The 3537-nt window shown below is 74.4% G+C and carries 5 protein-coding genes; 1 reads left to right on the top strand and 4 read right to left on the bottom strand.

What is annotated here, in order from left to right; genetic code table 11:
• The 4 genes from AC0CYZ_RS00650 to AC0CYZ_RS00665 all read right to left on the bottom strand — a co-directional run.
• The coding region (locus tag AC0CYZ_RS00650; protein WP_472211047.1) for an ArsA family ATPase at nucleotides 1-628 on the bottom strand (628 nt) is incomplete at its 3' end.
• A complete protein-coding gene (locus AC0CYZ_RS00655; protein WP_472211050.1) occupies nucleotides 628-1056 on the bottom strand; it encodes an SRPBCC family protein in 429 nt (142 codons plus the stop codon). The genes AC0CYZ_RS00650 and AC0CYZ_RS00655, both read right to left, overlap by 1 nt.
• A 105-nt stretch (nucleotides 1057-1161) precedes the next feature.
• Complete coding sequence (locus AC0CYZ_RS00660) at nucleotides 1162-1962, bottom strand: metallophosphoesterase family protein (protein ID WP_472211053.1); 801 nt, start codon at nucleotides 1960-1962, stop codon at nucleotides 1162-1164.
• Between the two features lie 31 nt (nucleotides 1963-1993).
• Nucleotides 1994-2455 (bottom strand): polyketide cyclase / dehydrase and lipid transport, encoded by a 462-nt coding sequence (locus AC0CYZ_RS00665; RefSeq protein ID WP_472211057.1) that lies wholly within the window; start codon nucleotides 2453-2455, stop codon nucleotides 1994-1996.
• Nucleotides 2456-2617: 162 nt separating this feature from the next.
• On the opposite strand from AC0CYZ_RS00665, the gene AC0CYZ_RS00670 reads away from it, so the two are divergent.
• The coding region (locus AC0CYZ_RS00670) for an AMP-binding protein (RefSeq protein ID WP_472211060.1) at nucleotides 2618-3537 on the top strand (920 nt) is incomplete at its 3' end.

The raw sequence follows: 3537 nt of genomic DNA on the forward strand, positions 1-3537 counted from the left end.
TGGTGTCGCGGTCGGCGAGCAGGGCGCGCAGGCCGGAGAGCTGCTCGGCGAGCCGCGAGAGCGACGCGGCCGCCGCGTCCCACTTCGCGACCTGCGCCCCGCTGCCGGCCAGGCCCGCGAGGACCCCGCGGACCGCGCGCCGGTGCGCCGGGAACAGCCGCTCCAGGTAGCCGCCGAACGCCTCGGGCAGGCTGAGCAGCCGGAGGGTCTCGGCCGTCGGGCCGCAGTCGACGACGACGACCTCCCAGGGGCCGTCCGTCGTCGCGCGCCGGACCTGCTCGAGCGCCAGCAGCTCCTCGACGCCGGGCAGCACGGTCAGCTCGTCGGCCACGAGCTCCTCGACGCCGGCGCCGGCCAGCAGCGTCCGCAGCTGCGCGCGCAACGGCTCCCACGCCTCGTCGACGAGCACCCGGGTGTCGACGTGCGCCGCGAACAGCCCGGGCAGCGTCGCCGCGACCTCGGTGGGTTCGGCGCCGAGGTCGGTACCGAAGGCGTCGCCGAGCGAGTGGGCCGGGTCCGTCGAGAGCACGAGGACCTTGCGGCCCGCGCGCGCGAGCGCCACCGCGGTCGCGGCGGCGGTCGTGGTCTTCCCGACGCCGCCCTTGCCGGTGAAGAGCAGGACGCGCACTAGCTCTCCACGCGACGCTTGAGGCCGCTCAGCGCCGTGTCCATGATCCGCTTCTCGGCACGTCGCTTGATCATCCCGGGCATGGGCACCGCCAGGTCGACGGACAGGGTGTAGGTCACGGTCGTCTCCTTCTCGGAGCCCTCGAGCCGGTACCGCCCGCGCTGGCCGCGCTGCATCTGACCCGAGACGAGGTCCCAGGTGACGCCGTCGTCGACCCAGTCGTAGGCGAGCACGTAGGTGTCCTTGATCGGACCGGCGTCCAGGGTGAACCGGACCTGCTCGGGTCGGCCCTCGTCGTCGTTCGTGAGGACCTTCGCGGACGTGATCGAGTCCGCCCACTCCGGGTAGGCGGGGAAATCGCGGATCACCTCGAGCACGGTCGCCGGAGCGGCCGCGATGGTGATGGACTGCGTGGACTCGTCCGCCATGGCGCGGAAGGTTACCGTCGCGCCCGGACGCGACCCTCCCCGCCGTCACCCAGGCCACGTCCGATGCATCTCACGCGTGATGATGCCCCTGGTCGCCGGACGGCGTCACCAGCGCACGGCGGCCGCGGTCTCCCGGCGGCGGAAGTGCCCCACGTTCACGCACTCGGTGTGACCGATCCGGACACGCGGCGTGAGCGGGGCGTGGACGTGGCCGAAGAGCGCGAGCCGGGGCCGGTGCGCGCGCACGTGCTCGAGCAGGGCCGGCGAGGTCAGTTCGTGGGTGCGGGCCACGACGTCGTAGGCGAGCTCGGCGACCGCCGGCGGTGCGTGGCTGCAGAGCACGTCGACCGGGCCGAGCGCCTCGACGGCCGCGGTGTACTCCCCCGCCTCGCGCATGTAGGCGCGGAACACCCCGGGTCGGGGTTGCCGTCCGGCGGGCAGCGGCACCCCGCCGACGAAGCCGACGCGGTGCTCCCCGATCTCGACGACCTCGCCGTCGACCGCCCGGACCTGCGGGTGCGCGGCGAGGAACTCCGGCCACATCGCGGGGACGTCGACGTTGCCCGGGATCAGCCAGACCGGGACGCCGAGGCCCCCGAGCACCGCGAACATCTGCTCGTAGCGACGGTGCACGGCCGCGTCCACCAGCGCGGCCGGGTCGTCGACGTCGGCCCAGAGCGCGCGGGTGTACTCCCCCAGCGCCCCCGGACCGCCCTCGGCGCGCAGCCGCGCGAACTCCACCGTGGCGTCCGGCCCGAGGATCTCGGCGAGGATCCCGAGTGTCGGCTCGTCGTAGTCGACGAAGTCGAGCAGGTCACCGAGGACGAGCAGGGCCTCGGCGCCGTCGGCCGCCCGGGCCAGGGCGTCGGCGTTGCCGTGGACGTCGGAGACGACATGCGTGAGCACGGTCCGGCACTCGTTCTCTCTGCTCGCCGGTTCAGGCCCGCGCCGACGCGGCCGCGACCGCGGGCTCGCCCGGACGGCGCCCGTGCTCGAGGGCGTCCTTCAGCCCGAAGGCGATCGCCTTGGCCGCGCGCTGGCGGCGCAGCGCCTCGCGCGCCGGGCCCGAGCGGCCCCGCAGCGCCCGGCGGGCCGGCGCCCCCTCGGCCCCGGGGGCAGGGTCGACGCGCAGGAACCAGTGCAGCAGGGTGCCCTCCTCGCCGCCCGCCTCGTCGCCCGTCCCCGGGCCCAGGACCACCGGCTCGCACCAGACCTCGGCGCTGCCGACCCACCGGCCGGTGACCGACCAGCGGATCCCCGCCTCGCCGCGGTCGGCGAAGACGGTGAGCTCGAGGTCGGGCCAGTAGCGGCGCCACTGCTGCGGGTCGGCGAACGCGGCGGCCACCTCGGCCCGCCCGGCCAGCACGAACGTCTCGTCGATCACGTCCAGGGCGGCCACGACCCCAGCCTGCCCGACGATCACCTGCTCCGCACCGGCAGCCCGCCCTGTGCAGGGGTTTCGTCGGTTACCTGGGGGTAGTGACGGAGCGGCGCACCGCCCTAGGCTGCGCGGACCGGGGGTCGTCGAGGACCTCGGGCGACGCGAGAGGGTGTGTTCGGGGTGCAGGAGTACAGCGTGCCGGCGGCGGCGAAGGTGGCGGACGACGACCGACTCACCGACGCGGTGTGGGCCAACGCCGACGAGCACCCGGACGAGGTCGCCTACCGCCGCGCCGTCGGCGACGAGTGGACCCCGGTCACCTTCGGAGAGTTCCGCGACGAGGTCGTCGCGGTCGCGAAGGGCTTCGTCGCCGCGGGCCTGCAGCCGGGCGACCGGGTCGGGATCGTCGCCCGGACCCGCTACGAGTGGACGCTGCTCGACTACGCGCTCTGGGCCGCGGGCTGCGCCGGCCTGCCGATCTACGAGACGTCGTCGGCCTCGCAGTACGAGTGGTGCCTGTCGAACTCCGGGGCCCGCGGCGTGATCGTCGAGACCGACGAGCACCGCCGCACCCTCGAGGAGGTGACCGCGTCGCTGCCCGACCTCGTGCACGTGTGGCAGATCGACGGCTCCTCCCCGGCGGTCGACGCCCTCAAGGAGGGCGGCGCCGACGTCTCCGACGCCGACCTGGAGGCCCGCCGCACCGGCGTGCGGGCCGACGACCTGGCCACGCTCATCTACACCTCGGGCACCACCGGGCGCCCCAAGGGCTGCGAGATCACGCACCGCAACCTGCTGTTCGAGGTCCGCGCGGCCGGCGACGTCTTCGGCACCCTGATGGAGCCCGGCAACTCGACGCTGCTCTTCCTGCCGCTGGCCCACATCTTCGCCCGCGTCGTGCAGATCGCCGCCCAGGAGCACCGCTACGTGATCGGCCACTTCGCCGACACCTCGCGGCTCTCGGCCGAGCTGCCCCGCTTCAAGCCCGACTTCGTCCTCTCGGTGCCGCGCGTGTTCGAGAAGGTCTACAACTCGGCCAAGCAGAAGGCCTACCAGGGCGGCAAGGGGCGGATCTTCGAGCTCGCCGAGTCGACCGCGGT

Source organism: Actinomycetospora sp., assembly GCF_055612215.1.